Here is a 24503-nt window from a genome sequence, read left to right as displayed (position 1 = left end):
GACAGTCTTCCGTTGAATTCCGATACTGGCGCGCCTTTCGAGTTGAAATCCGAACGCGCGGATCGTGAGTATGGAAGGATAGTGCTGTGAAGCGTCGCGATGTTCTGCAAATTCTCTCGGCTGCCGCCTTGGCACCGCTCGTGAGCCAGTTTCCTTCGAGAATGCTTGCTGCGGCCCCGTCCGGAAAGAATGGCAGGCTTGGTCTGAACCTGGCTGGCGCTTCCTACTGGTCGAGCGAGCAAGTCTTCTCGAACCTCGCAGTGAACGCGTCGAGATGGAGAGTGCAGCTCGGTCAGATGCCGTTCACCTGGGACACGCCGTTGCCGCCGATGACTGACGACGGTTATCCGAAAAAGATTCCGCCGCAGGCGTTTCTGGAGAGCTTTCTCATCTTCACGCCCTATCGGAAGAACCTGCCGGTCCAGCTTTCTCTCTATTATGATGGCAAGGGCAAGATCGGCTATACCAATGGCGCCGAACTGGAACGGCGCTTTCCCGGCCGCGACGATGTCCGGAACATGCGCAAGAACGAAGCGTTTGTCGCAAGGATCGTGGAAACCGACCCCGACGATCCCATTCGCAACATCCGGCTTTACGAGCGCGGAGAGATGCCGACAAGCGCGTTTCGCCAACCGTTCCTTGATCGCGCGCGAGACATGTCGGCTATACGGTTCATGGATTGGATGTCGACCAACGGCTCCACTGTAAAGCAGTGGAGCGACAGGCCGAAATATGGCCGTTTCGGCAATTCGGATTTCGGTGTTCCCCTGGAGTACATGATCGACCTTTGCAACACGGTCAAAGCTGAACCATGGTTCAACATGCCCCATCAGGCTGATGATGATTACGTCAGGCAGTTTGCAACTCAGGTCCGCAAGGATCTTTCGGCCGATCTCAACGTCAACGTCGAATACTCCAACGAGGTATGGAACACGTTCTTTGGACAGTACGACTATGCCGCCTCTCAAGGCAAAGCACTTGGCTTATCGAACGATGAATTCCAAGGGGCGATGATGTTCTACGCAAAGCGGGCAACCGAGATCATCGCCATATGGGAGGATGTCTTCGGGGCGGACAAGGAGCGTGTGATTGGCGTCTATGGAGCACAATCTGCCAATGAGTGGACGAGCGAGGTCATCCTGTCCTACGAAGGGGTGAAAGAGCATGCGGACGTGCTGGCGATCGCTCCTTACTTTGGCAACTCGCTGGGGGATCCGGAACGCGCAAATGATGTCGCGACGTGGTCGCTCGACCGCGTTTTCGACGCTCTTGGCCAGGAGGTCGACGGTCTGAACCGCGAAACAATCGGGAAGCAGGTGGCTATCGCTGCCAAATACGGTGTGAAGCTTTATGCCTATGAAGGCGGCCAGCATCTCGTCGGGCACGGCGGCACTGAAAACAACGAGGCGCTCACCAAGCTGTTCATCGCGGCCAATCGTGATCCGCGGATGGGGGATCTCTACCTGCGTCACCTGAAGAACTGGTGGGCGGCTGGCGGCGATCTCTACACTCTTTTCACGTCGATGAGCGAGCCGGGCAAGTGGGGAAGCTGGGGGTTGCTGGAGTACGAAGGTGCCTCCACCCCCAAATGGGATGCCGCGCAGAAGGCGCTGCATATGGAAATCTGATCAAGGCGTAAGAGGGCTTGCACGCCACGCATGGTCAGCGTGCAAGCCGATCCGTTGCTATCTCCCGCCTTCGATCTTGCGATGCCGCTGGTTGGTACCGCCCGCCCCGTACGGGTAGTCGGCGACGTGCGGCTGGCTGACGTCGCTGAGCTTCGTCATCTCCTCTTCCGAAAGCGACAGCTTTGCTGCAGCGAGGTTGTCGGCGAGTTGCTCGCTCGTCCGCGCTCCGAGAATGACTGATGTCACGGCCGGTCGCGCCGCCGTCCAGGCAAGTGCCACCTGTGCCATGCCTACACCATGGGCCTTCGCAATCGCTTCCACCGTCTCGATGATTGCCCATGTCCGTTCCTGCGCGTTGCGCTGGGCATAGGATTCCATCCCGCGGTTCGGGTTCTCTCCGAGGCGGGTAGCACCCGTCGGCGCCTGGTCGCGCTGATACTTGCCTGTCAGCCAACCGCCGCCGAGCGGCGACCACGGCAACAGGCCCATGCCCGCATCCTGGCATGCGGCAACGATCTCAAGCTCAATGTCGCGCACCAGCAGGTTATATTGCGGCTGCAGCGTCACCGGCCGGGTATAGCCTCGTGCCTTGGCGATTTCGTTGGCCTTGGCGATCTGCCATCCGACGTAGTTGGAGAAGCCGTAGTAGCCGATCTTGCCAGCGGAAACGGCGTCATCGAGGAAGCGCAGCGTCTCCTCGATCGGGGTCAGCGCGTCCCAGGCGTGCATCTGATAGAGGTCGATATGTTCGACGCCCAACCTCGCAAGCGACGCATCCAGCGCCTGGTTCAGGTGGCGGCGAGAGAGCCCGATGTCGTTCGGCCCGGGCCCCATGGGAAACCGGCCCTTGGTCGCGATGACAGCTTGCTTTGCCTCGGTCGGGTGCGTTTTCAACCACCGCCCGATGATCTCTTCCGACTTGCCGGCGCTATAGACGTCAGCCGTATCAATGAAATTGCCGCCCCAGGCGAAGTAGTCATCAAGAAGTCTGTGCGACGCAGCTTCGTCGGCCTCCGCGCCAAATGTCATGGTGCCGAGGCAGTATGCGGTCACGATTGCGCCGCTATTGCCAAGCTTGCGATAATCCATGGAAAGTACTCCTCTTCGAATAGTGGCGTTGCTTGGGAAGGCTGGATTTAAGTCGCTGAACCGTTGGCAGTCGTCTCTTCGAGCACGGCGTCCGGAATGTCGTCGAAGGACGCGTAATTCAGATTATAGAGGCGCGAATAGAGCTTGCGGTTCTTCATGAGCTGTTGGTGATTACCACTCTCGATCAGTTCCCCATTCTGCAGGACGATGATGCGATCGGCCTCTCTGATCGTCGCGAGGCGGTGGGCAATGACCAGGCCGGTCCGGTTTTCGAGCAGCTTGACGAGCGCCCTCTGGATCAGCATCTCGGTGTAGCTGTCGATATTGGCCGTTGCCTCGTCGAGCACCAGGATCTTCGCATCGGCGACCAGCGCACGGGCAAAGCTTAGAAGCTGGCGCTGGCCGAGCGAGAGATTGCCGCCGCGCTCGCCGAGCATGCTGTGATAGCCCTCAGGCAAGCGCATGATGAAGTCGTGAGCGCCGACAGCCTTTGCCGCTTCGATGACCTGTTCGCGGGTCGCTTCCGCCTTGTGATAGCGAATGTTCTCGAAAACCGTGCCGGTAAACAGGAAAGGCTCCTGAAGAACCATGGCGATCTGGTTGCCGAGCGAATCCTGCGTCAGGTCGCGCACATCGTGTCCGCCGACCAGCACCTGTCCCTGCTGCACATCGTAGAAACGATGGATCAGCGACATGCAGCTCGACTTACCGGAGCCGGTTGGGCCGACAAGGGCAACCGTTTCGCCGGGGTTCACCTTGAAGCTCACGTGCTTCAGGACGGGGTGCTTGGGATGATAGCCGAAGACCACATCGCGAAACTCCACAGAGCCGTCCATATCGGCAGAAAGTTCCTTGGCATTTGGCGCATCTCTGATCTCGACGGGAACATCGAGAACTTCCGTCAATCGCTGACCGGAAGCCATGGCGCGCTGCATCACCGAATATTGCAGCGTCAGCGAGCGGATCGGATCGAAGAAGCGCTGGATGTAAAACAGGAAGGCGACGAGCACGCCGACATCGAGCGCCTGGTTGAGGACGCGCGCGCCGCCGACGACGATGACGAGTGCCATGGCAACACCGGTCAAGGAGTCCACGATCGGCACCATCACCTGGGCATATCGCGCCGCTGTCAGGTGCGTCTTCAGGTTCGCCTTCGCCTTGTCGTCATAGAGCATGAAGTTAACGCCCTGGCGATCCATGCTCTGGACAGCGCGCACACCGTGGATCGCTTCAGCCAATGCCCCATTCGCCACGGAGTTGGTCTCATGCGCGGCCATGAAGGATTTGCGCGCGAGCGGCAGCCAGAAGAGGCGAACGACAAACAGGATCGGCAGCACCGATAGCGTCAGAAGACCAAGCTTGAAGTCGAGGTAGAGCATGACGAAAACGATGCCGAATAGCAGCACGATATCGCCGACCGAGAGGACCGAGGTTTCCAGAAATTCCTGCATCGAGTTGACGTCGCCCTGCAGGCGGGACATCAGGCGGCCGACCTCGGTCTTGTCCATGAAGGAGAGCGAGACCCGCTGTAGATGCGAAAACATCGCCTTGCGGATATCGAAGAGAACTTCCTCCGCGACATTGCCGACCAGCGTCTCCTGCCAGTAGCTGGCACAGTAGTTGATCAAAATGGCCGCAAGAAAGGCGATCATCGCCCAGGTTAGCGCGGAATGGCTTGCGCCCGGCTGCATGCCGTGATCGATCGCATAGCGGATGATCAGCGGGATCAGCAACTGCATGGTCGTGAAGGTCAGGACGGCAGCTACCGATAGCAGAACCTGCCTGCGGTAGGGATGCACGAATGCCCAGATGCGCTTGATGATGTTGCCATCGAAGGCCTTGCCGAACATCTCCTCTTCGACGCGATGCGAGCCGACGACTGCCCGCGGCGGGCGGCGTCCGTCTTCGCGAACGTCGGAGCGTTCGGTTTCCAGTTCCTCGGCCATTTCATTCCTCCCTAGGCGCTGAGCGCCTCGTCGCCCGGCCGCACCTGCAGATCGTAGAGCGCCTTGTAGCGCCCGCCGGCTGCCAGCAGCTCCTCGTGCGTGCCCCGTTCGACGATTTCCCCGTTCTCGACGAACAGGATCTGGTCGGCGTGCATCAGCGAGCTCAAGCGGTGTGCAACAATGATCGTCACGCGATCGGCCGCGTATTTGCGCATCGCGGAGCGGATGCGCTGTTCGGTCGCCGCATCGATCGCCGCCGTCGAGTCGTCAAAGACCATGACGGCGGGCTTCAACATCAGCGCGCGGGCGATCGACAGGCGCTGACGCTGCCCTCCCGACAGCGATACGCCACGTTCACCAACCACGGTGCCGTAGCCGGTCGGCAGGCCAAGCACGTAGTTGTGCAATTGGGCGCTTTCGCTGGCGCGCTCGATCCGGCCTTCCTTCGCCCACGGATCACCGTAGGCGATATTGTTTTCGATCGAGGTGGTGAACAGGAAGGAGTCCTGCTGGACAACGGCGACCGCGCGACGCAGCGACTGCAGCGTTGCCTTGCGGATGTCATGCCCATCGAGCGTGATCTTGCCCTTGGTGACGTCGTAGAAACGCGGGATCAGATGGGCAAGCGTCGACTTGCCGCTGCCGGGTGGTCCGACAATGCCGATCGTCTCACCGCGTCTTGCTTCGAAGGAGACGTTGCTGAGAACCTCGTGCATCGGCGAGCTTGGATAGGCGAAGCTTACATTCTCGAAGCGAAGCGTCCCCTCGTTCAGCGCCAGATCCTTGGCGTCAGGCGCATCGCGCACGGCAATCTCAAGATCGAGCAGATTGAACAGCCGGGTACCGCAGGTCGAGGCGCGCGCGAAAGCGTTGACCATGAGGCCGAGTTGGCGGACCGGCATCTGTAGGATCGTCATGAACGTCAGGAACGATGCCAGCGTACCGACGGTAATCTCGCCCGACATGACCTTGCCGCCGCCAATCCAGAGGACGAGGCCCATGGCTGCGAAGAAGGAGAAGGTCATGGCACTGGTATTGACGACACGGATGCCGACGCGCTGGTGAGCGAGCGTCAAGGCATTCTTTGAAGCCCCTTCGAACTTCATCATCTCGTGTGCCTGCGCGGCAAAGGCCCGCACGACACGGATGCCGCCGAGATTTTCTTCCATGATGCGTGTCAGCACCGACAGCCGTTCCTGCAGGTCGAGCCAGGTCGCGCGCAACTTCAGCTGCGTGACCGAGGAGCGCCAGGCAACGAAAGGCACGAAGCTCAGGGCCAGCAGGCCGAGCACGACATCGGTGGAAAGCAGCATGTACGCGCCGATTCCGATCAGCATGGTGAGGAGCACCATGCGCACGAGCGCCGTCGAGAAATACATGCGCACGCCTTCGAGGTCGAGCAGGCCGACCGTAATCAGGTCGCCGGAATGGACGCTGTCATGGAAGCTGAAGGAAAGGCGCTGGATTTTCTCGTAACAGGCAAGGCGCAGCTCATAGCCCATATGATGGCCGACGCTCTCGCTGAAATAGTTCTGGATCATCGTGAAGATGCCGCGAAGAACGCTGGCGCCGAGCAGCATCAGCGCCGTAGTCAGCAGCGCATCCTGCGCGATCTGCCCCGCCTGACCGCCTTCCATCGCCATCTGCGTGTGATCGACGGCGTGGCCGAGGAGGCGAGGATCATCAGTTGGAAGGTGGAAGCCACCAGGGTCGCGCCGATGGCGAAACCGGATTGCCAAGGATGGCGAAATGCCATGACGGTGATGCGGACGAGCGTGAAGAGGCCTTTGCCCCAGCCTGCCGCAGTCGCCTTCGCCATCGAGGCCGATGGCTTCGTCGTGCGTGTTAAAGCATCGCTGCTCACGGTAATGTTCCAAAACAGAAGTGTGGTCGGACGCTGGTCCGGAAAGACGGCGAATCCATGAAGGGATTGATTAGCGCCCTTACTTTTGCCGATTCCTCACGGCCCTTCAAGTCAATAATTCACCAGTTGGTTATTTTATCGTGAGTGCGAGAAACGGTGTAGTGACGTACCAAAATGCCACTGCTGTTCAGTAAAATGTGGCAATGATTACAGCCGTTTGCCATGCAGCTACACGGTGCCCGGGAACAAAGGGCTTGCCTAAAGCGTCTTTTGGAGCTTTCATACACGACTAGTTTGATAGACTTTGAGCGGTTCAAAACCGCGTGAACCAAGCTCAACGCGCGAAAGGTTCTTCCCGCGTTGAAACCAGTCGAGACACGATGCGCAGACGGTCGCAGGGGAGTTGAGATGACGGTTCAAGGCCTGTTTTCTTCGAAGTCAGCGGCGGCGGCACAGATCTCCGCGATACCGCGGTTTGCCGTTGTTGGCCGTGGGTTTTCCGGAATGACGATGGCGATCGCTCTGATGAAGACGGTTCGCACGCCGTTTCATCTTCAACTCTTCGACCCGAACTCCTCTGTAAGCGGCGGGCAGGCGCTTTCCTCCGCGCGTGCATTGACGATCCTCAACACGCGTGTCCGGGACCTTTCGGTGTCACTTGGCGACAACGACGATTTCAACGACTGGCTCTGTAGCAACACGGAATTCCGCGCCGCCGTACCTGCGGCGATCCCGGGGTTTCGCCAGATCTTCGTGCCGAAGGAAATTTTCAGCGATTACGTCTATCAGCGCTTTTCAGAGGCATTGTCCGCCCGCCAGGACATCACGGTTCAGGTCTGTCACGAACCGGTCGTGGCGATCCGCAGAAGCCATGGCAACCGCTTCCTGCTCGAGAGCGCCAATCCTGCCAACCCTCTCTTCGATACGGTCATTCTCGCAACCGGCTACGGGCTTCCGGACGCGGCCGAGACTGAAGAAGCGGCGTCTCCTGTAAGAGCGCAACGCCTTGTTGCCCGGCCTCATACGATCCTTCTCGGTAGCGGCATCCGGGTCGTCGACCATCTGCTGCAGCTCCGCGATTCCGGCTATCGGGGCCAGATCACAATTCTCTCGCGGCACGGCTTCCTGCCGCAGAGCCATACGCCAAACGCCGCCGATCCGGTTTTCCCCGCAGACACACTGCCATCGACCCTTCCCGAGATCCTGCGCTTTATCCGCAGTGCCTGCCGCGAAGCCGAGGAAGGAGGCCGAAGCTGGCAATCGGTGATGAATGGGCTGCGCAAGCATGCACGCTCGCTCTGGCGCGGATTGCCGGCCCATCAGAAGCGCCAGTTCAATCGGCATCTTCGCGCCATCTACGACAGCCATCGCAACCGGCTGCCGGAGGCCATCTATGCCCGGCTTCAGAGTGAACTGGCGGGTGGCAACACGCTTCTGCGTCGTGGTGTCGTCGTAAGGCGGGGTTTCGGTGGCGTCTTCTTCCGTCCTGCCGGCTCACCGTCAGAAGAGATCGTACATGCCGAGCGCGTATTGGACTGCCGCTGCCGCGGTCCCCAAATGAATACGCGGCTGCTGGCAAGCCTGCTTGATCAGGGTCTTGCTATGCCGGACGAGCTATCGCTCGGTCTGGCTGTCGACCAGCGTGGCCAGCCGTGCCTTGAGGACGGATCAGTCGTGGATGGGTTGTTTGCTGTCGGCCCGCTTGGGCTTGGAAGCCTGCCGGATATCGATCTCGTTCCGGAGATCGTCAGCCAGGCCTATGCCGTTGGCGAGCATGTCGCAGAGCGGTTCTATCCGCGGAGCAAGGCCGTCTGATCAGCTGCGGCGCGAACGCAGTTCGCTGCGAAGGACAAAGGCGAGAAGGCCCACGGCCATGATTGCCAGTACAAACCAGGTGATCGCGTAGACCAGATGATTGTTCGGGAAGGCGATCTGCGTCAGCCCACCGACGGGAAGGCCACCGGGGTTTTGGGTAACATCGGCGTCGATGAAAAACGGCGCGACATTGGCGACGTTGCGCTGTTCGGCGATCGCGGCGACATCACGCGAATACCAACGTTCGTTGGCCGGATCGTTGGATTTGATCAGCGTGCCTTTTGGCTCCGTGATTCTGAGCAGTCCGGCAATCTTGACCGGCGTTGAAATCTGGCCCTCGCCGCGTGTCGCCGGGTCGCGTTTTTCCGTCGGGACAAAGCCGCGATTGATCAGGATTGAAGTCCCGTCGTCGAGATTGAGCGGGGTGATAACCCAATACCCCGGCCCAAGCGTCGTCGATGCATAGATCAGCGTTTCCTTGCCATTGTCGAAGGTGCCTTCGGCCGTCACATGACGATACTCGTCCGTAGCGCGGCTGACCTTTTCCCACTCCGCGCGTGCGGGCGCGGTGACGGGTTCCGCATGCACGCGTTGATCGACGCGGGCAATCAGTGCCTCTTTCCAGGAAAGCCGTTCGATCTGCCAGACACCCAGCGAAATCAGGGCGGCGATCAACAACACCATCATGCCGCAGAATATCGCGGTCCCTGCGGCTGTATGCTGTCTCTGTGATTTTTCGGAGGAAACGTCGGCCATGGCCAAAAAACCTTTGCGGGCGGCGTGACCGCCGCCCGCTTTTGCCCTTAGGGCATGTTCTTCATCATTTCGGGGCTCATCGGCATCATGTTGGTGTTCAGATGATGCATGACCCAGAGCGAACCGGCGAGCGCGATCGCCACGAGCAACAGCGTGAAAATCAGCGCCATCATCGTCCAGCCGCCTTCGGAGCGTGGATTCATATGGAGGAAGAAGACCATGTGAACGACGATCTGGATGGCGCCAAGGCCCATGATCCAGGCTGCCGTCACTGCCGAGTTCTCGAAGACGCCGGCCATGACCAGCCAGAACGGGATTGCCGTCAGGATGACCGACAGAACGAAGCCGATCATGTAGCTACCGAACGTGCCGTGGGCAGCTTCGTGCCCGTGGCTGTGGCCGTGGTGGGCCTCGTGCGCGTCTTCGGTGGAGGGTGCGTTGGAGGTCATCCGAGGACTCCCATGAGATAGACGAAGGAGAAGACGCCGATCCAGACGACGTCGAGGAAGTGCCAGAACATCGACAGGCACATCAGGCGACGACGATTTTCCGGAATGAGGCCGTGCATGGATACCTGCACCATCAGCGTAATCAGCCAGATGATACCGAAGGTGACGTGCAGACCGTGGGTGCCGACCAGCGTGAAGAAGCACGACAGGAAGGCGCTGCGGGTCGGGCCGGCGCCCTCGTGGATCAGGTGCGCAAACTCGTAGAGTTCGAGCCCGAGGAAGACGAGGCCGAAGATACCGGTAATGGCAAGCCAGAAGAGCGTCGCGCCCTTTTCCTTGCGCTCCATCTGCAGCATCGCAAAACCATAGGTAATGGACGACAGAAGCAGCATCGAGGTGTTGATGGCCACCAGCGGCAGATCGAAGAGATCGGCCGGGGAAGGCCCGGCCGCATAATTGCGGCCGAGAACGGCGTAGGTTGCGAAGAGAACCGCGAAGATGAGGCAGTCGCTCATCAGGTACAGCCAGAAGCCCAGCATGGTGCTGCCTTCCGGATGGTGGTCCTCGGTCAGGTAGAATTCAGGCTTGTCGGCCTTGTCGATCGCAATATCGCTCATGGTCTTACACCTGCTCGGCAAGCAGCGCCGTGCGCTTGCCTTCCGTTTCGGTGACTTCTTCCGCGGGGATGTAGAAATCACGCTTGTAGTTGAAGGTATGGCCAATCGCGACCGCCAGGATGGCGACGAATGACAGAACGACGAGCCACCACATATACCAGATGAGCGCAAAGCCGAGGACGACGCTGATCGCGCCGAGGATGACACCGGTTCCGGTGTTCTTCGGCATGTGGATCGGCTTGAAGCCTTCCAGCGGACGGGCATAGCCACGCGACTTCATGTCGTACCATGAGTCATGGTCGTGCACGACGGGCGTGAAGGCGAAGTTGTAGTCCGGCGGCGGCGACGACGTCGACCATTCCAGCGTACGGCCATTCCATGGGTCGCCCGTCGTATCCCGCAGCTCTTCGCGCTTGAAGAAGCTGACGATGAGCTGGATGATGAAGCTGGCGATACCGATCGCGATCAGGACCGCGCCGAACGCGGCGATGATGAACCAGATCTGCAGCGACGGATCCTCGAACTGCGACACGCGGCGCGTGACGCCCATCAGACCGAGCACGTAGAGCGGCATGAAGGCGAAGTAGAAGCCGACCAGCCAGAACCAGAAGGACATCTTGCCCCAGAACGGATCGAGCTTGTAGCCGAATGCCTTCGGGAACCAGTAGGTCACGCCGGCCATCAGACCGAACACCACGCCGCCGATGATGACGTTGTGGAAGTGGGCGATGAGGAACAGCGAGTTGTGCAACACGAAGTCGGCCGGCGGAACGGCGAGAAGAACGCCCGTCATGCCACCGATAACGAAGGTCACCATGAAGCCCATCGTCCACAACATGGGGACTTCATAGCGAATGCGGCCGCGGTACATCGTGAACAGCCAGTTGAACATCTTTGCCCCTGTCGGGATTGAGATGATCATCGTGGTGATGCCGAAGAACGAGTTGACGCTCGCGCCCGAACCCATCGTGAAGAAGTGGTGCAGCCACACGAGATACGACAGGATCATGATAACGCAGGTTGCGTAAACCATCGAGGCGTAACCGAAGAGGCGCTTGCCACAGAAGGTGGCGACGACTTCCGAGAAGATGCCGAATGCGGGCAGCACGAGGATGTAGACTTCCGGGTGGCCCCAGATCCAGATGAGGTTGATGTACATCATCGGGTTGCCGCCGAGGTCGTTCGTGAAGAAGTTCGTACCGGCGTAACGATCGAGCGAGAGAAGCGCCAAGGTTGCCGTCAGGACCGGGAAGGTCGCGACGATCAGGATGTTGGTGCAGAGCGACGTCCAGGTGAATACCGGCATCTTCATGAAGCTCATGCCGGGGGCGCGCATCTTCACGATGGTTGCGATCAGGTTGATGCCCGAAAGCGTCGTGCCGATACCGGCAACCTGCAAGCCCCAGATATAATAGTCGACGCCAACGCCCGGGCTGTAGTCGGATCCCGACAGCGGCGGATAAGCGAGCCAACCGGTCTGGGCGAATTCGCCGACGAAGAGCGAAATCATGATGATGATCGCGCCTGCCGTCGTCATCCAGAACGAGAAGTTGTTCAGGAAGGGGAAGGAAACGTCACGTGCGCCGATCTGCAGCGGCACGACGAGGTTCATCAGGCCCGTGACGAAAGGCATCGCCATGAAGAAGATCATGATGACGCCGTGGGCGGTGAAGACCTGGTCGTAGTGATGCGGAGGCAGGTAGCCTGCCGATCCATTGAAGGCGATGGCCTGCTGAAAACGCATCATGATGGCGTCGGAGAAACCGCGCAGCAGCATGACGAGCGCAAGGATGACGTACATGATGCCGATCTTCTTGTGATCGACGCTGGTCAGCCACTCGCGCCAGAGATAGCCCCAAAGCTTGAAATAGGTAACTACACCCAGAAGAGCGATGCCGCCGAGTGCCACGACCGTAAAGGTCACGACCAGGATGGGCTCGTGATAGGGGATCGATTCTAGGGTCAACCGACCGAAGATGAACTTCAGGAGGTCAGGATTGGAAAACATGGATTAACCCGTTCATTGATGTCGTATCGACGCAAAGCGCCAGGTCTTAGTTGCTGTTTGGTTGCGCAGGCGTCGTCTCGCCGCCGGTTCCGTTGGTCATGCCGGGCATCGTGTGACCGTCATGCTGCATTCCCGGCATGTTCTGCATGTCGCCGCTTTCGCCATTCGTCGCTCCAGCAGGGGTGGCTTGGGGTGCTTCAGAGTTATCGCCTGCAATGCCGTGGTCGCCGCTGAGGTCGTCGACATGACGGGTGTCATATTCGAGCTTTTCGCGGTTTTCGGCGCTTTCCTTGCCGCCGCCGCCCATCATGTCGATGTGCATCATTTCGCTCATGCACATCTTGCCTGGTGTCGCGCACATGTTGAGGATCGCGTCGTAGAGATCCTTGTCGGCGGACGCATAGTAGCGAACCGGCTCTTTTTCGCTCGGACGTTCAAGCTTCAGGTAGGTGTCGCGGTTCAGCGTCGTGCCCCTTTGCTTGACCTGGGCGACCCAGTCGTCGAAGCCCTGCTGGTTCACGCCGTGGAACTTGAAGCGCATGTGCGAGAAACCAGCACCGCTATAGTTCGCCGAGAAACCGTCGTAGACGCCTTCCTTGTTGATAACGGCGTGCAGCTTCGTTTCCATACCGGGCATCGCGTAGATCTGGCCTGCGAGCGCGGGGATGTAGAACGAGTTCATGACCGACGACGACGTGATCTTGAAATTGATCGGAACGTCGACCGGCGCTGCCAGTTCGTTGACGGTGGCAATGCCGAGTTCGGGGTAGAAGAACAACCATTTCCAATCGAGCGCCACGACTTCGACGGTCAGCGGCTTGGCATCGGCAGGCATGGCGCGTTCGGCGTCGATTCGATCCAGGGGACGATAGGGGTCGAGCTTGTGCGTACTGATCCAGGTGATCGCGCCAAGCGCGATAATGATCGCCAGCGGCGCCGACCAGATGACGACTTCGAGACGCGTGGAATGATGCCACTCGGGATCATAGGTAGCCGCCGTATTGGAGCGGCGATAGCGCCAGGCAAACAGGAACGTCAGGAAGATCACCGGGATGATGATCAGCAGCATCAAAACCGTCGATACGATGATCAGGTCACGCTGCTGAACGGCGATATCGCCCGAGGGCGACATGACCACCAAATTGCATCCTGTCAGTGCGAAAAGCAGTGGCAGAATGAGGAGATGGCGGGAAAACTTTGGCAGTTTTTGCACGTCTCTATGCTCTTTTTGTTTCGTCCAATCCGCGACTAAAGCACTACACTTGATAGCAACATGAGGTGTTTGGTCGCAGCGCAGCAGAAATGCCGCACTGCGGGATAAGACACGTCGCGCCTAAAGTCAAAATCCTGATTTGTGCTCGAAGGATTTTTCTGCGCGGGCATATTTGAAGCGCTAATATAACCGCCTGACCGGCCTGCGCCAGTGTCTATGAGCCGGTTTTACGCGGACGGACGGTAAATTTTGATCCCCATCTAATTTTCGCGCCCGATGATGAACTATTTACGTTGATCGGACTTGATAAGCGTAGTGGTTCGTTCAAGATCGCTGTGAGGCGCTTTGCCACAGGGTGCCTCAACGAGGGAGGCGTTTAATGGCTAATGCATCACACTACGGTCCATCATCGACATCGATGGAACGCGACGCACGATTGATCCATGCTGACAAACCGGTTTCGGCCGGCAGCATCGCAATCGGCGTCATTATCGGGCGCATGTCCGAATTCTTTGATTTCTTCGTCTATGGCCTGGCTTCGGTCCTGGTCTTTCCGCAACTGATCTTCCCGTTCGCGCCTGATCGACTGACGGCGACGCTTTACTCGTTCGCAATCTTCTCGCTTGCGTTCCTGGCTCGCCCGGTGGGCTCGGTGGTCTTTATGACGATCGACCGCCTCTATGGTCGCGGCACTAAACTTACGATCGCACTTTTCCTGCTCGGCGGCTCGACGGCGTCGATCGCTTTCCTGCCCGGCTACAACGAGATCGGTGCCTGGGCGGTTGCGCTTCTCGCTCTCTTCCGTCTTGGACAGGGATTCGCGCTTGGTGGCGCCTGGGACGGTCTTGCTTCGCTTTTAGCGTTGAACGCACCCAAGAACCACCGCGGCTGGTACGCGATGATCCCGCAGTTGGGCGCGCCGATCGGCTTTGCTCTCGCAAGCGTCATTTTCGGCTATTTCATCGCGAATCTCTCGAACGAGGACTTCCTCAGCTGGGGTTGGCGCTATCCGTTCTTCGTCGCCTTCGCGATCAACGTCGTTGCGCTCTTTGCACGACTGCGCCTCGTGATGACGCAGGAGTTCGGCACGTTGCTTGAGCAGCATGAGCTGGAAGCCGCGCCGATCAATCAGGTCCTTCGCGTTCACGGCCGTGACATCCTGCTCGGCGCCTTCGTGCCGCTGGCAAGCTTCGCGATGTTCCACCTGGTCACGATCTTCCCGCTGACCTGGATGTTCCTCTACGGCACGCAGCCGATCGGAGCCTTCATGGTTGTCCAGATCATTGGCGCAATGGTCGGCATCGTCGCGATCATCGTCTCCGGCATGATTGCCGATCGAATCGGCCGCCGTGCCCAGTTGGCGGTCTGTGCGGTGCTGATTGCGATCTTCAGCTTCGTTGGCCCTGTGCTGATCGCAATGGGTTCGGAAGGACAGGACGCCTTCGTCATCATCGGCTTCGGCGTTCTCGGACTTTCCTTCGGCCAGGCAACCGGCTCGATCTCGTCGCGCTTCGGCAGAGGCTACCGCTACACTGGCGCGGCCTTCACGTCGGACCTGGCTTGGCTCGTCGGGGCCGGCTTTGCGCCGCTGGTGGCGTTGACGCTGTCCAGCCGCTTCGGCTTGCACTACGTCGGCTACTATCTGCTGTCGGGCGCGCTCTGTACGCTTGCGGCGCTGGCCTTCAGCAAGGCGCTCGAGCAGCGCGACTGATCGATATTGCACAAACGAAAAGCCCGCCTGGCAGCACCAGGCGGTGCTTTTCTGCATCTGGAGAACTAAAAACTTACATCGCCGCGGCTTGCGGACGCTTTGCGGCGCGCGCGGCGGTCAGTTCAGCGGTCGTATGATTGAGTCTGTCGGCAAGGACACGCATGATTTCGACGGCCATCTCCGGAAAGTCGCTGAGCAGCTTCAGAAAGTGCTCCTTGCTGATGCGCAGGACCTCGAGATGAGAGGTCGCCTTTACCGTTGCCGTTCGCGAGACGTCGCAAAGGATCGCGATCTCGCCCACGATCGAATTGAGTTCAACGTCGGCCACCTTGATATCGCCGGCTGGAGAGTGGACGAGAATGTCGGCGGTGCCCGAGAGTATCACATAGGCGGCATCACCGGGATCGCCCTGGCGGAACAAATCCTGCCCGGCGTTGTAGGTCATTCGGTCTGAGGTGAACGCCAAAAGCTTTAGCTTGGCCGGCGCGATCCTCGAGAAGATCGGCACGCGCCGCAGCATTTCGACTTCATCTCTCAACAACATGAGCCTATTTACCCCCGTCGCACTTCGCGGTGCGTCCGCTAGAATTCCATTCCGTCCCCCTCGAAGGACGTCACTGTTGCCGCTTCAATAGAATATTACGATAACAGTTCCTTGAACATACCGTTTTGTTCGGAAAGTTCGGGAAAGTTGCCGGCCTCGACCAGGTTGCCGCGGTCGAACAACAGTATCCGATCGAACATCTCAGCCAGTTTCGCGTTGGAAAGCACCCAGATGATCGATGGTTTCTCGCCCTCGTGATGCAAACCATTGACGATATTATGGGTGATCTGGTCCTGCACGCGCTGATCGAGTGCGGAAAGCGGGCGGTTGAAGATGAAATAGTCGGAGCGACGGATCAGGGCGCGAGCAAGGTTGAGCTTCTGCCGCTGCACCATCGTCAGCCGCTTTCCGCCCGAACCGACATCGAATTCCAGGCCGATCGACAGGACATCGTCGTAGAGATCGAGGGAATCGAAGAGTTCGCCCATGATCGCGCGGATCCGGTCCGATGCATCCGCCTGCTGGTACGCGATGCGGCCGAACAGCACGTTGTCCATGAGGCTGGTGGACGAAATGAAGTGCTCAGGATCATAGCGTTCGATGACGGCTGAGAGGTCGTCTGGAATGTTCTCGTGGAACTGCTTTCTTGCACTGACGATCTTTGCCATCAGTTCGTCGGTCAGCAGGCCGAAGCGGTGACGTGGCTCGATATAGGCAAAGCTCAGGCGGATAATGGCCGAGCGTTCCTCGGGTGCCGCATCGTCGAACGTGCGGCTCGACAATTTCTGGAGCAGTGCCTGATAGGTCGGGATATCGTCCGCCGTCATGAACGTCAGCTGCTGGAAGAACGGGTGATCAGGCGGCAGATCATGGAAGAGTTCGACGGCGTTCTCGGCGATCTCGAGGCCCATGGCATAGAGATCGTTGCTCAAACCCGTGTCCCGGAACAGCGTCTGGAAATAGGGATGCGCGGCTAACCGGCGATTATTCATCGCGGGCCTCTTCATGGAGCCGAACAGCAGGTTCTCGCCAACCGTAGCCTGTGCGTTGTAGCTATCGAAGTCGAAGGGCACGACGATGTTTCCAAGGTCGGATTGCTGCATGCGTTCGCGCAGGGCTTGCCTGAGGTCAACGATGTGATCGGCCAAAGCGACGTGAACGCGGGTATCGACGTTGGAGCGCAATGCGAGATCCATGATGTCCTGCGAAATCAGCACAGCGTCCAGCACTGGACGAATGGTCTTCAGAAGATCGTCGGGGCCGGTTGCACCTGCGGAACTGTAGTCCACCCAGTCGCTCAGAGGATCAAGCGTTGGGTTACCGGCCTTCGTCGCTTCGATAGCGTGCCACTTGGCTTCGGTCGCTTCGGTCTCGTTGTAGGCAGGTTCCTTAAGCGGTGCGTGTTTCAACCCATAGAAAAGGTTCTCACGCAGCGCGCCCTGGAAGAAGTACATATCCGACGAGGCGTAAGAAATCCGTCGCCCCGTGACCGACTCAGGAAGTTCCAGCAGATCCTTTCCGTCAATGGTGATGCGACCGGTGTCGGGCCAGACGAGCCGGCCGAGCGCTTCTGCGAATGCTTCCGCACCGCTCGCGTTCGGGCCGACAATTGCGACCGTCTCGTTCGGCTTGATCTCCGCCGACACGTGATCGATCAGGCGCGCGCCGCTGTCATCGCTGACGGCAAGGTTGGTGATGACGATGGAGGAAACCAGGGGCGCGACGATGTCGCCATCTACTTCCTGAATCTTCTCATTAATGAGCGGCTCGACGTTGAACTGCTCGTAGACTTGCTGGTATTTGACCTGCACGTCCTGGCGCATCTGATCCCAGTCGATCAGCTCCTTGAGGGGGCCGGGCAGATCCTTGTAGGCGCTGATGACCGCAACCAGCTGACCAATGTCGAGGCGGCCCTGGAGCGCGAGATAGCCGCCAATCGCGTAGAACAGGAACGGCGTGACCTGGGCGAGGAAGTTGTTCAGGAACTTGACCAGGAACTTCCACTGATAGAGATCGTAGCGGATCGAGAAAATGAGTCCGAGCCGCGAGGCGATGTCTGCTCGCTCCAGGTTGGAGGTGTCGTTGGCATGAATGGTGCCGATGCCGTCGACGATTTCACCGACGCGTCCGGACAATTCGCGCGCGGTCAGCTGGCGCTGCCGACCGAGGTCCAGCAGCCTTTTGCGCATGCGCGGAATAACAATCGCCTGTACGCCGACGATCCCCGCCGCGATCATTCCCAGCCAGAAATTTTGCACGATGATGAACGCGAGCGCCGTAATCGCCTGGCCACCAAGGAGCGCCGGCGCAACGAAGGCGTCGCCGGTGAAGCCGCCCATAGGCTCGACTTCGTCCTTGATCATCGTCGCGATCTCGGCCGACTTCACACGCTTGAAGTGGTTGGGTGGGAAGCGAAGGACGCGATCGATCAACTGGAAGCGAATACGCCGCAGCATGCGCTCGCCAAGCCGTCCCTTATAGGTATTGATATAGAACTTGAACAGGCCGTTCAGGACGACGAGCGCGAGAAATACCAGGCTGAGGGCCATCAGCATCTGCAGGCGATCGAGCTGAATGCCTTGGAAGAACTCCACCTTACCGATCAAGGGGAATGTGTAGGAAAGATGGAAAAAGGTCTGTGTCGCGCCTTCACCTTCAAACCCCGATCCCTGAATCGGACCGTTGACGATCTGCTTCGGCAGGTCGAAGGACAGGAAGTAGGGGATCATCGAGACGGCAACGACCGCGAGGATCCACAGCTGCTGGAGTTTCGTATTCGACCAGATATAGCGCGCGAGGCTTTTTTCCATTGCTAACCGTTGATTGACTGGAAAATGGGAAACAGCAGCGCTGCTGCAGAAAATGGACGAAATGCCAAGACTGGAAGCATCGAAACCCGGCCGCCGGAAATCAAAGAGAAATCAACAAGAAGGCACCGCAGTAGACTGCGCCGAATCTCGTCGCTTGTCTGCTTATATCATAGGACTTTCATAAAGTGCGAGGGGTTAGCCGATCATTGCTCGAATGATCCGGGCGCTCTCCCGTGCCCCTTCCAGATTGAGCGAGAGCTTCGGCTTTTGCCTTGGCTGTAGCGCCGCCTCGACGGCCTCGGCTACCCTGTCCTCCGTCAACCCGACCTCCGGCAACACATCGGCCAGTCCGAGTTTCTGCAATCGCTCGGCGCGGACGGTCTGCTCCGTCTCTCCGCCTGCGACAAACGGTATGAGAATCGGATTGCACTGGCTGCGCAACAGATCGCCGACGGTGTTGTAACCAGACTGCGAGATCGAGACCCTTGCCTTTGCCAAGAGCGAAGGGAAGTCCTTGCGGAAGCGTACCAGCGAGACATTCGACGGCAACCGGCTTGCGAGCGCGGCGTAGTCGTCTTCGGGTAAATTGGGGCCGCTGATCAGCAACCAGTTCAAAGAGCCGGGCAGGCGAGCAGCCGCCGCTGCGGCGGCTCTCAACAGGTCGATCCCGACAGCGCCGCCACCGGCTGACGCTATGACGTCGAACGTCTCGACCGGCAATGGTGCTGCAGGCGGTGCGACAAGCCCGGTGTAGCGGACTTTGTCGACGATTTCCGCCGTCAGCGGGAACGTGTCTTCCAGACGAATGAAGCTGGGGTCGCCATGAACGAGCACAGCGTCGAAATGCGCTCTAACGAGGGAAGCCGTTTCCGCGTCCCGCCCGGGCTTGCGGTTCTCCTGCAGGATATCGCGAACCGAGCTTATGAGCTTTGGCCGCGGGTTTGCCCTTTCGACAGCATCCAGAAGTGGCAGCAATTCGAAGCGCATCTGGCGGCGGCCGAACGGAAAGGCCTCGATCAGCACGACATCCGGCTTCGCATCGTCGAATGCCGAAAGCAACAGATCGCGACGGTGACCAAGAAACGCTTCGTCGGCGGCCGTGCCGTTGGCGTCTGCCAACCCGGAAAAGCCGGCGTTGCTTGCCACGACCGGCGGCAGTGTGACCGTCTTGATCCCGGGAGCCGGAAATCCAGGGACCGGCAACCCGCCGGTTACGACAGTCACGTCGAAGCCGTCGTCGACCATGGCGCTGGCAATGCGACTCGCTCTCGCAATGTGGCCGATGCCGAGCAGGTGCTGGACATAGAAGAAGATACGGGGAGCAGTCATGAGGCCTTCAGCCATTCCGCTTCGAACAGGTGTTTGAGCTGGCGAATGCTTGAATGATAGTCGAAGTGTGACCGGACCTGCTCTTCGGCGGCACTGCCGAGGCGATGGCGCAGTGCCGGATCGGTGATGGCCGCCAGCAGTGCGCCGGAAAGTGCTGCAGGATCTTCCGGCTGGACCAGAAGGCCGGTCTCCTTGTCCGTGATAAGTTCCGGCACGCCCGATACTTCGGTCGAGATGCAGGCGAGCCCCTGGCTTGATGCCTCGACCAGGACGTTGGGCAGACCGTCGCGATCGCCGTTTGCGGCGATACGGCAAGCGAGCGCAAACAGGTCGGCTCGCCGATAGTGCTCAAGCACCTCTTCCTGCGCCAGTGCCCCCTTCCAGACAATCCTGTCGGACAGGCCGAGTTCGTTCGCCAGTGCTTTCAGCTTCTGAAGTTCGTCGCCCCCTCCGATATGCTCGAACCGCCAGTGAAGGTTTCGGGGCAACAGAGCCAGGGCCCGGAGCAGGGTGTCGTATCCCTTTTTCTCGACAGCTCGACCGACGCTCACAATAGACACCGGATCGGAAGGATTCGTGCCGTCCCGAAGCGAGCGTTCGCCGGCAAAATGCCCGAAGCGCGCCAGGTCAAGACCATGATAACTCAGGTGAACCGCATCGTCCCTCGATGTCAGCGTGCGCATGTGGTCGTGGCCACCCTTGGTGCAGGTGACCGTCCAGCGTGCGCTGCCAAGCTTTTCACTGAGCTCCCAGTCCGGCGATGTCCAGATGTCCTTCGCATGGGCGGAGCATGTCCAGGGGACGCCGGTCAGGATGCTCGCATATTCGGTGACGGACGCTGGGGTGTGAATGAAATGGGCGTGCAGCCACTGGCCGTTGTCAGGCCATTCGCGGGCGAGAACAAGCGCCTGTCCCAAGCGACGAAAGCGATTGCGCGAGATGTCACGCGGCAGATCCCGGAAAAACCGGCGCATCAAGGAACCGAAGCCCTGCCTGCGAACGCCTGACAAAAGTCCCTTCAAGACCCGAATGGGCTCTTCGTGGAGGTACTCAGGCAGGTATACGACGCGCGCCTTGATTTCGTCGTGGACAGGGTGGCGCTTCTTGTCGGTCGGTCGACGCATGGAAATCAACGTCAGATCGAAACCGGCGCGCTCGAGACCGAGCAGTTCCTGGGCAATGAAGGTTTCCGAAAGGCGTGGATAGCCCTTCAGGACGACCAGTATTTTCCTGCGTGGCGACAATGCTTCGGCTTTCACTCGGCGCCAACGACGGACAAGTGGCGACCGCGGCTATCCAGCCAGTGGCCCACGGTTTCGGATAGGTGATTGAGGCCGTCGAGACGCAGGGCGCCTGCGCTCTTGGAAGGCGACTCCCGATGGGGAAGGCGCTTCAGCGCGTCCGCCATGATCGCGGCATTCGCGGATTGCTCCGGCAACAGCATCTCCACCAGTCCCAACTCGCTGGCCCGCTGCGCGCGCAGAAGCTGCTCTTCGCGCGGCTTGACCCGGGGGACGATCAGCGCCGGCTTGTCGAAGGACAGGATTTCGCAATAGGTGTTGTAGCCACCCATCGCGACGACCCCGGTCGCGCCGGCGATAAGCTCTTCCATGTGGTTGTCGAATTCGATGACCTCGATCTGCGAGATCTTCGAGCCCTTGCGCAGAAGCTTGTTGCGCTCGGCCGCCGGCATATAGGGGCCAAGAACGACCAATGCCTTTTGCTGCAGGCTGGAATCCTGCTCGTAGGCGTTCATCACATCATGAATGAGATCTGACCCATCGCCGCCGCCGCCTGTGGTGACGAGGATGTAATTGTCCTTGCGCGCGTTGACGGAGGTCTTGCTCGAGGAAACGCTGCGCTGCAGGAAGCCGACGAAGTCCATCTTTCTGCGCACGCCCTGAGGCACGTCCAGCCCGATGAGTGGATCATAGAAGTCCGGCGGACCATACACCCAGATGGAATCGTAATACTGATCGATCTTCTGCATGGTGCCGTTCTTCTTCCACTCGGCATCGAGCAGATGCGGCGCATCCATGATCTCGCGAAGGCCCAGCACCAGCGTGGTTCCGCGAGCCTTTAGGTAGGCAAGGGTTTCCTCGACTTCGCCCTTCAGGCCCATCGGCTCCTTGTCGACAATAAAGATGTCGGGCTGGAACGTCTCTGCCGTATGGCGAATGATGGACTCGCGCATCTTCAGCGTTTCCTGAAGATCGATGTGGCTCGCCATCGACGTATATTCGCCGTTGCGCAGCTTGATCACGCTCGGGACCTTCACGAAGTCGACACGGGCGCGATAGTCGAACGCGCCGGCGATCGTCGCGCCCGAGATGATCAGGATGTTCAGCCCGCGATAGTCCTCGACGAGAGCATGGGCGATCGTGCGACAGCGCCGCAAATGGCCGAGCCCGAACGTGTCGTGGCTGTACATCAGGATACGGGCATCTTCCAGCCGCCGCGCCATAGGCATTCCTTCCGGGCTATACATCAGCGAGCACCGCCGCTTTCTGCGGGCGGTAGGAGGGAGCATATGACTCCATCCGGTCGCCGCTATTTGTAGGGATCCGCCGCGTCACGCAAGCCGTCTCCCAGAAAGTTGAACGCCAAAATCACCAACACGACCGGTATAATCGGAAAAAGCAACCATGGATAGAAGGCGATAACGCTTACGCTTTTCGCCTCTGTCAGCAGGATGCCCCAGCTTGTAATCGGCGGGCGAAGCCCGAGACCAAGAAAGCTCAGCGCAGTCTCGCCGAGGATCATGCCCGGGATCGAGATCGTCGCCGATGCGATCAGGTGCGACATGAAACCCGGCACCAGATGTCTGCCGATGACGCGAGGGGTGCTCGCGCCCATCAGCTGTGCCGCCTGAACATAATCCTCCTCACGCAGGGCAAGGAGCTTCGATCGCACGGCACGCGCAAGGCCGGTCCAGTCGATGATGCCGAGAATGACGGTGATGCCAAAATAGATCACGATCGGACTCCACGTCACCGGCATGATCGCGGCCAGCGCCATCCAGAGCGGCAGACTCGGCAGCGACTGCAAGATCTCGATAAGTCGCTGTACGATCAGATCGAAGGGACCACCCCAGTAGCCCGCCAGACCACCGATCACGATGCCAAGGCAGAAGCTGATGGCTATGCCGATCAACCCGATGGTCAATGATATGCGCGCCCCATAAAGGATGCGTGACAAGACGTCCCGTCCGAGCCGGTCCGTGCCCAGCAGATACATCTGGCCACCGATCGCGGGGCAGACGAGATGCAGGTCCGATTTGATCACGCCCCAGAACTGATAGGGATCTCCGCGGCAGAAAAAGCGGATAGGCTGAACGTCGCTCGGGCGGTCTGTGTAATTGCGGCGCAGCGTATCGATATCGAGCGACATGCTCCGCCCGTAGACGAATGGACCGACGAAGGAGCCTTCGTGGAACAGGTGCACCCGCTGCGGCGGCGAATGGATAAAGTCGACATTCCTGGTATGCAGCCCGTAGGGCGCCAGGAATTCGACGACAAAGATCATCAGGTAGACGGCGAGCAGGAACACGCCTGATATAAGGGCGAGGCGGTGCTGCTTGAACTTCCACCACATCAGCTGCTTCTGGGAAGCGAGGTGGATGCGCGATTGCGCTGCCGTCATCCCTTCGGTCGCTAACGGATCGAAGGGCGCGGTCGAGACATAGTGCTGCAGCGGCGCGCCTGGAGGTGGCAAGGGCGACATTATTTGGTGCTCCTGCCTTGCAGGCGTATGCGGGGATCAAGAAAGCCGAGCGCGATGTCGGAGACCAGAACACCGATGACGTTCAGGAAGGCGAGGAACATCAGGAAAGACCCGGCAAGATACATGTCCTGGCTTTGCAACGCCTTGATGAGCATCGGTCCCGTTGTTTCCAGCGACAGAACGATCGCGACGATTTCCGCTCCGGAAATGATCGAGGGAAGAATCGATCCGATATCGGCGACGAAGAAGTTCAGCGCCATGCGCAGCGGATACTTCACCAGCGCGCGCAGCGGATGGAGACCCTTCGCGCGGGCGGTGACGACATACTGCTTCTGCATCTCGTCCAGCAGGTTGGCGCGCAGGCGCCGGATCATGCCGGCAGTCCCCGCCGTGCCCACGATAATCACCGGAATCCACAGGTGGGAGAGGATCGAGCGCGCCTTTTCCCAGCTCATTGGTTCGGAGAGGTATTTCTGGTCCATCAGGTGTCCGATGGAAACACCAAACCAGATGTTGGCGAAATACATCAGGATCAGCGCCAGCATGAAGTTCGGGATTGCGATCCCGAGCAGGCCGAAAAGCGTCAGGCCGTAATCGCCCCAGCTATACTGGTGCGTTGCCGAATAGATGCCGATCGGGAAGGCGATCAGCCAGGTCAGCAGGATGGTGGAGAAAGAGACGAGGATCGTCAGCCAGAGGCGGTCGCCGACGACCTCCGATACCGGAAGCTGGTATTCGAACGAGTAGCCGAAGTCGCCATGCAGCATTCCGCCGACCCAGTAGAAGTAGCGGAATACGGCGGGTTTGTCGAAGTTGTACTGCTTCCGCAGTTCCTCCATTTCCTGGAGGTTGGCGTTTTCGCCCTGCGCCCGCAGTTCCGCAATCTGGCTTTCGAAAAAGTCGCCGGGCGGCAATTCGATGATCGTGAAGACCAGCGCGGAGATGACGAAGAGTGTGGGGATCATGGCGGCGATGCGCCAGAGAATATATCTCAGCATCGC

The 24503-nt window shown here is 59.3% G+C and carries 17 protein-coding genes and 1 pseudogene; 3 read left to right on the top strand and 15 right to left on the bottom strand.

Annotated features, from left to right (window positions below):
- Nucleotides 1-86 precede the first annotated feature (86 nt).
- Nucleotides 87-1628, top strand: a complete 1542-nt coding sequence (locus FZ934_RS25765) for a hypothetical protein (protein WP_246737947.1) — start codon at nucleotides 87-89, stop codon at nucleotides 1626-1628.
- Between the two features lie 57 nt (nucleotides 1629-1685).
- Here the strand turns inward: FZ934_RS25765 and FZ934_RS25760 are convergent, their stop codons facing one another.
- From FZ934_RS25760 to FZ934_RS25750, 3 genes and pseudogenes are all read right to left on the bottom strand, one after another.
- Nucleotides 1686-2717 carry an aldo/keto reductase gene (locus tag FZ934_RS25760; RefSeq protein WP_153273625.1) on the bottom strand — a complete coding sequence of 344 codons (1032 nt, stop codon included), beginning with the start codon at nucleotides 2715-2717 and terminating at the stop codon, nucleotides 1686-1688.
- A 47-nt stretch (nucleotides 2718-2764) separates the two neighbouring features.
- Nucleotides 2765-4663, bottom strand: coding sequence for an ABC transporter ATP-binding protein (locus tag FZ934_RS25755; protein WP_153273624.1), 1899 nt, complete (start codon nucleotides 4661-4663; stop codon nucleotides 2765-2767).
- 11 nt (nucleotides 4664-4674) lie between these two features.
- A pseudogene (locus tag FZ934_RS25750) lies at nucleotides 4675-6482 on the bottom strand (ABC transporter ATP-binding protein).
- A gap of 453 nt (nucleotides 6483-6935) precedes the next feature.
- Between FZ934_RS25750 and FZ934_RS25745 the strand changes: the two are divergent.
- Nucleotides 6936-8342 (top strand): FAD/NAD(P)-binding protein, encoded by a 1407-nt coding sequence (locus FZ934_RS25745; protein WP_153273623.1) that lies wholly within the window; start codon nucleotides 6936-6938, stop codon nucleotides 8340-8342.
- On the opposite strand, the gene FZ934_RS25740 is transcribed toward FZ934_RS25745, so the two are convergent.
- Genes FZ934_RS25740 through cyoA form a run of 5 tightly spaced genes read right to left on the bottom strand, consistent with a single transcriptional unit; the run spans nucleotide 8343 to nucleotide 13385 of the window.
- Nucleotides 8343-9098 carry an SURF1 family protein gene (locus FZ934_RS25740; RefSeq protein ID WP_153273622.1) on the bottom strand — a complete coding sequence of 252 codons (756 nt, stop codon included), beginning with the start codon at nucleotides 9096-9098 and terminating at the stop codon, nucleotides 8343-8345. It abuts the gene before it with no gap.
- A 47-nt stretch (nucleotides 9099-9145) separates the two neighbouring features.
- Nucleotides 9146-9547: a cytochrome o ubiquinol oxidase subunit IV gene (gene cyoD, locus FZ934_RS25735; protein WP_113364015.1), complete on the bottom strand. Its 402-nt coding sequence runs from the start codon at nucleotides 9545-9547 to the stop codon at nucleotides 9146-9148.
- Entirely contained in the window at nucleotides 9544-10164 is a 621-nt protein-coding gene (gene cyoC, locus FZ934_RS25730; protein WP_153273621.1) for a cytochrome o ubiquinol oxidase subunit III, read from the bottom strand. The genes cyoD and cyoC overlap by 4 nt, the downstream gene beginning before the upstream one ends.
- Before the next feature lie 4 nt (nucleotides 10165-10168).
- Entirely contained in the window at nucleotides 10169-12172 is a 2004-nt protein-coding gene (cyoB, locus tag FZ934_RS25725) for a cytochrome o ubiquinol oxidase subunit I (protein WP_113364013.1), read from the bottom strand.
- A 46-nt stretch (nucleotides 12173-12218) separates the two neighbouring features.
- Nucleotides 12219-13385 carry a ubiquinol oxidase subunit II gene (gene cyoA, locus FZ934_RS25720; protein WP_153273620.1) on the bottom strand — a complete coding sequence of 389 codons (1167 nt, stop codon included), beginning with the start codon at nucleotides 13383-13385 and terminating at the stop codon, nucleotides 12219-12221.
- A gap of 379 nt (nucleotides 13386-13764) precedes the next feature.
- On the opposite strand from cyoA, the gene FZ934_RS25715 reads away from it, so the two are divergent.
- The gene (locus tag FZ934_RS25715; RefSeq protein ID WP_153273619.1) at nucleotides 13765-15096 is read left to right on the top strand and encodes an MFS transporter; all 1332 of its coding nucleotides are present in this window, start codon (nucleotides 13765-13767) and stop codon (nucleotides 15094-15096) included.
- A gap of 73 nt (nucleotides 15097-15169) precedes the next feature.
- Here FZ934_RS25715 and FZ934_RS25710 read toward each other — a convergent pair whose 3' ends face one another.
- The 7 genes from FZ934_RS25710 to FZ934_RS25680 form a co-directional block, all read right to left on the bottom strand.
- Nucleotides 15170-15640, bottom strand: coding sequence for a cyclic nucleotide-binding domain-containing protein (locus FZ934_RS25710; RefSeq protein ID WP_056822066.1), 471 nt, complete (start codon nucleotides 15638-15640; stop codon nucleotides 15170-15172).
- A 95-nt stretch (nucleotides 15641-15735) separates the two neighbouring features.
- Nucleotides 15736-18450 carry an ABC transporter ATP-binding protein gene (locus FZ934_RS25705; RefSeq protein ID WP_153273618.1) on the bottom strand — a complete coding sequence of 905 codons (2715 nt, stop codon included), beginning with the start codon at nucleotides 18448-18450 and terminating at the stop codon, nucleotides 15736-15738.
- Between the two features lie 195 nt (nucleotides 18451-18645).
- The gene (locus tag FZ934_RS25700; RefSeq protein ID WP_153274044.1) at nucleotides 18646-19779 is read right to left on the bottom strand and encodes a glycosyltransferase family protein; all 1134 of its coding nucleotides are present in this window, start codon (nucleotides 19777-19779) and stop codon (nucleotides 18646-18648) included.
- Nucleotides 19776-21023 (bottom strand): glycosyltransferase, encoded by a 1248-nt coding sequence (locus tag FZ934_RS25695; protein ID WP_153274043.1) that lies wholly within the window; start codon nucleotides 21021-21023, stop codon nucleotides 19776-19778. Before FZ934_RS25695 ends, FZ934_RS25700 begins: the two co-directional genes overlap by 4 nt.
- An 11-nt stretch (nucleotides 21024-21034) precedes the next feature.
- On the bottom strand, nucleotides 21035-22243 hold the full coding sequence (locus tag FZ934_RS25690) for a glycosyltransferase family protein (RefSeq protein ID WP_153273617.1): 1209 nt from the start codon (nucleotides 22241-22243) through the stop codon (nucleotides 21035-21037).
- An 86-nt stretch (nucleotides 22244-22329) separates the two neighbouring features.
- Entirely contained in the window at nucleotides 22330-23502 is a 1173-nt protein-coding gene (locus FZ934_RS25685; RefSeq protein ID WP_194273833.1) for an ABC transporter permease, read from the bottom strand.
- Nucleotides 23502-24500, bottom strand: a complete 999-nt coding sequence (locus FZ934_RS25680) for an ABC transporter permease (RefSeq protein ID WP_113364006.1) — start codon at nucleotides 24498-24500, stop codon at nucleotides 23502-23504. Before FZ934_RS25680 ends, FZ934_RS25685 begins: the two co-directional genes overlap by 1 nt.
- Between the last annotated feature and the right edge of the window lie 3 nt (nucleotides 24501-24503).

Origin of the sequence: Rhizobium grahamii (genome assembly GCF_009498215.1) — a bacterium.
Taxonomy (GTDB): domain Bacteria; phylum Pseudomonadota; class Alphaproteobacteria; order Rhizobiales; family Rhizobiaceae; genus Rhizobium; species Rhizobium grahamii_A.
The sequence above is the reverse complement of the archived record's forward strand: the minus strand, read 5'-3'. Positions and strand labels throughout refer to the sequence as shown.